3 protein-coding genes are annotated in these 4,551 nt (G+C 56.2%); 1 reads left to right on the forward strand and 2 read right to left on the reverse strand.

Going from position 1 to position 4,551, the window contains the following annotated elements; translation table 11 throughout:
* Positions 1–1,302 (forward strand): tetratricopeptide repeat protein (locus tag RSSM_RS34000; RefSeq protein ID WP_044303813.1); only part of this gene is annotated, 1,302 nt, incomplete at its 5' end.
* Between the two features lie 124 nt (positions 1,303–1,426).
* Here RSSM_RS34000 and RSSM_RS27385 read toward each other — a convergent pair.
* The gene (locus tag RSSM_RS27385; RefSeq protein ID WP_008687443.1) at positions 1,427–2,836 is read right to left on the reverse strand and encodes a hypothetical protein; all 1,410 of its coding nucleotides are present in this window, start codon (positions 2,834–2,836) and stop codon (positions 1,427–1,429) included.
* Between the two features lie 53 nt (positions 2,837–2,889).
* On the reverse strand, positions 2,890–4,551 hold a 1,662-nt coding region (locus RSSM_RS27390; protein ID WP_144060166.1), incomplete at its 5' end, for a hypothetical protein.

Raw genomic sequence — 4,551 nt, forward strand, 5'->3', positions numbered from 1 at the left:
GATCAAGGCGAATTGTTGTCCGGTCTGTTGGTCAACGAGTTGTCGCGGATCGAAGGCATCACGGTTCCCAAATACGTTCCGATCTCTGCCTCACTGCCGTCCGAATTCCAGGAAGCAGCGGACTTGTTGCAAGTCGATGCCTTGGTGGCCGGCACGTTCTCGGTCGCGCAAGCGGGACCGAACTCGAGTCGCATCATGACGGTCAACGTCGACATCGTCTCCGGTAAAACTGGCAAGCTGATCGAAGGACTGGTGATTCCAACCGCCGCCGGCGATAACCTGATCGAACAGTCCGCGTTGGCTCATGAACTCGCAACGGCAATCGGACGGGAACTGACCAAGAGCGAAGAACGAGAGAAGATCAACAACCCGGAAGCCTTCACGTGTTTGATCAAAGGTCGCACGCTGTCGGATCCCGGCACCACCGCCGCGATGGAAACGGCCCTGAAGTGTTTCAAACACGCCGCCAAAGTTGACTTTAACTACGCACAGGCACACGCGGGCATCGCGGTCACGTCGATCAGCCTCGCCGCCCGAACCGATGACGCACGCGCGAGCGAACTGATCACGCTCAGCCAAGAGTCCGCGTTGCGAGCGTTGTCTTTGTCGCCCGGTAACCGGGAAGCCTTGCTCGCACGTGCGATGCTCGACTATCAAGTGCTCGCGGACTTCGATTCGGCTGACAAAGTCCTGCGTGATCTGGCTCGCAACAGCCCCAATCATTGGCAGGTTCACCATCAGGCCGGTTGGCTGAAGATCATTCGATTCGAAGATTCGCAAGGCATGCAGTTCATGCGTCGCGCGACCGGCCTGCATCCCGCATCACGGTTCTTGAAAACCGAACTGGCTCGTGCCGAATGGTTCCGAGGCAACGCCGACCGAGCCATTCAATCGGCAATCGGTCTCATCGAAAATCCCTCACAACCGACCACGGAGGATTTCTTTCCGCGTGGTTTGTTGATCGATATCTATGAGCAATCGAGCAACTTCGTCGAAGCCGCGAAACTCGACCCCGAATTGGATTGGTCGCCCGTTGCGAGCGGCGCGGGTTACTTCGCCGCACGCGAAAAACGAATCGCTGAAGTTCCCTACGGCCCGTTCGGCCCAACCTTGAACACGGCGATCCTGCAAGTCCGCCGGGGCGACCTCGCCGAACGAGAACCGCCCGATCGATTGCTGGCCCGTTTGATTGCGGCCCAACTACCGATGCTGCCTTTGGTCCTGTGCAAACACCCAGCCATGATCTCGATGACGTTGCTCGAACAAGCCGTCGAGACCTACAGCGTATTGCGTTTCAGCTAACGGTTGTCGAACCATTCGCATTGAGCGAACGGCTGCCGCGTCTACACGTAGCCGAGCCTCTCAGAGACTCGGAACAAACCAACAACCCTCGGTCTCTGTAGAGACCGAGCTACGTGTTCCCACGTCACTCCGGCAAATCGCTCGGGTTGTAATACCGCAGCGTCGCACTCATCATCGGAACCGTGTCTCGCTGCATTTTCGTCTTCTCCACCGATGCGTTGACCTTGCTACCGCCGCCGATCAAACCACGCGTCGCGAGATGATTCACCTTCGGATTCAACGTCGACCGCAGTGCTGCCAAGGTGCTCGGTTTACGTCTTGGATGCTCGGCTTCTTCGAGCAACGCCAGCAGGTCGTCTGTTGATTCTTCAGGGTCCTCCTTGGGAGTCTCCTTCAATTCGGGAAAGACCGAAATGGTGATCGTTCCCGCGTGGGATCCATAGTCGATCTCCTTCTCGATCGACTCGCTGTCGGAAAGAACGCGAAACGGCTCACGCTCATTTTGGTTCAGTTGATATCCCTTGATCCCAAACACATCCATGTGTGGTTCAAAGATCCACGCACCGCATTTCGCGTCCGGCAGCGTTTGCTTTCTCAGCGTGTTTTCACCATTCACCTTCACCACCACAGCGAGACGGGGGCGGGCGCTGCCTTTGCGGCGAACGACAAACATCACGTTTTGATCCTCCTCAGGTTCCGCAACGAAAGCGAGGCCACTTTCGATACGAATTTTCTGCGGCTGGTTGTCGTAGTGAACTTCAAACGTGATCGGCGAATCCGTGTTGTCAGGCGACAGCGGATGTTTGCTGCCGGTTTGCTGCGTGTCGGATGCGTCCGAGACATCGAGCGAAGTCAACGTTGCTTCTTCCGTCGCTTTCTCCTTTCGTTCGGAACTCGTTAGTTTGATGTTTGCCGAATCGAAAATGCCGCGGGTTGTGAAGCTTTGCCCGGCATCCATCAGTTCATCAAACCCCGGCTTCACCTCAACCCTCAAATTTGGCAGCCACTCGAGCGATCCGGTCGCCGCGTCGAGAACCCGGAAACCGACAACGATCTTAGAGAGATCCTTCACCAGAACGGCCGACCCGGAATAGAACGCATCGATCGGCTGATCCTGCGACCCCCATGACATCGGATATTTTTTCACAAACAGCTCCTCACGTGCTTCCTGCGACGAGGACAGATGACTCGCGCCCGCGATTGTCGCCGCGGTATCACTCGCGTTCTTCGCGATACCGATGGGATCTTTAATGTCCACATTCAAAAGCAACGCCATTTCCAACTTGTCCGCCAGTCGCCTCCCCAAGGCCGAGTCGTGACCGCCGGTCGGATCGTGATGGTTCTTCACCGCAAACTTCAACACACCGATGTTCTTGTAACCTTTTTTGCGGGCATGCTCCAGCACCGCTTCGGATGCCGAGATCAAACCCTTTTCCAACTCGTCGGCTGCATGCACTGGCTGGCCCAGCCCGCTGCAAACGGCGCAAAAAAGCAGACCTACCGCGAGTCGTCCGAGAGAGTTTGTCATCATCATGAGATTATCGTTTTCAGGTGAAGTGAACTTTCAGGGGTATGTATGTGCGATAACTATCGCGTTTCAATCGTCAACGTTCGCTTCTCAATGCGACTAGCGTTCTGTTCGATCTGGGCAACCGCCCCATGGACGTTGAGTTTATAGAAAGGGTGAATGAATCGATCCGCCATGTGCTCGGCTCTCAAAACCTGCCCACCTTCGAATTCGTCGAGACTGGTAAACAAGGTGATCTTTTCGTTGCCGAGCGTTGATTGCACTTTCAACGCACCACTCTCGGGAAATCGCAGTGTCTCTCCTGGAGCGAGTGTTCGGCCGGTGGGGATCAGCACGACCTTCTCGCCGCCGACGCCCGTGCCGATCATCTCGACGTATACCTCCGTCTTGCCTTCGTTTTTGGCAAAGATAACTAGGTCGTCGCCAGGGCTAAACAGGTTGTTCGTCTTGGAAGTGGACAGCACAACGTCGATGCTCGATCCGTCGACACGGAAGTCCGGTCGAGTGATCGCGTCGACCGGGATCACCGGAACACCCAATCCGAGGAACTCAACGACCGACGGGAAATAATCTTCCCACATGTCGCGTCGGATGACGCCGTTGTTGCTCAGCGGAACCAACCCGGCACCGGCAAACTGCGGCGAACGGAACATTCCCTCGAACGAATTCTCACTTCGCAGTCCCAGCTCACCGATCGCGGTGTTGTACGCGATCGGAGCATCCATGAACCGACGTGCGACGGGCGTCAGTGTTTCGTCATCGGAGTCGTCGCCGTTGACCTTTTTCATCGCGATCAAGAATCGTTCGCGATCCTCCTCGATGAACTCATCCATCGTTTGTTTGGTCGGATAAAGTTCCGCGACTTTGCGTTTGTCAAAACCGTAGCTGCCCGGCAGATCGATCACCGCCGCTCGCACGTCGTCTCGAAACGGCTTCATTCCTCGATCGTGACATCGGATACACGACAGCCCGTTGCGAACCGTTTTGTCCTCTGAAAACTTGTCTGTCACGATTTCCGTCGGTGCCGCGTCGAGACGCTGACCGTCGCCGGTCGCGAGGTAGTACCCTTGCAAACCGTTCGGCAGCGAAAAGATCATCTCACCGCCCGCACCGTGCAGGTTGATCGGATCGGCGAACAAATTGTCACGTCCTTTGCTCGACGCGTAATCGATGCTCTTCCAATACGAACCGTGATTGGACGGATGTCGTTCCATCGCACGGTTGTTATGCGACACGCCCGATACCGCAACGGCGCCACGTTGTGCGATTCCGTCTCGCACGTTGCTTTGTGAATCGACACCGAGTTGTTCTTCGAGATCATCGAGGTGAATCGGCAGTCGCATCAGGTCGTTGTACAAAGCCGGTTGCAACGCGGTGCTGCAAAACCAATCCACACGCACATACGGGATCGGACGCACCATGCCCGCCGGATGCATGTACTCCATCGCCAGACGGTCATAGGTCTCCGACGCTTCATAAGCGATCGAATACGGGTACTCCAGTAGAACCAAATCATACAAGTTGTAGTCAGCCCGGTTGGCTTCCTTGGCCGCGCTACGGTAAGGCTGGACGTGCCAACCGAGATCCCGCAGATCGTATGCGAACACCGTTGCCGTTTCGCCGTCAACAATCTCCAACGGTGCGATTCGCGGTTGAAACGAAAGGTGATTGGCGGCTTTCGCGAGAGCCTTTCGTTGCAGATCGAGTTGCTCGCGAGTCGC

The sequence above is a fragment of the Aporhodopirellula sallentina SM41 genome, assembly GCF_000346505.1.
Classification (GTDB): domain Bacteria; phylum Planctomycetota; class Planctomycetia; order Pirellulales; family Pirellulaceae; genus Rhodopirellula; species Rhodopirellula sallentina.

Bases quoted from the DNA above. Each gene is read 5' to 3' on its own strand.
- RSSM_RS27385 (WP_008687443.1), bottom strand. From the start codon at position 2,836: ATGATGATGACAAACTCTCTCGGACGACTCGCGGTAGGTCTGCTTTTT.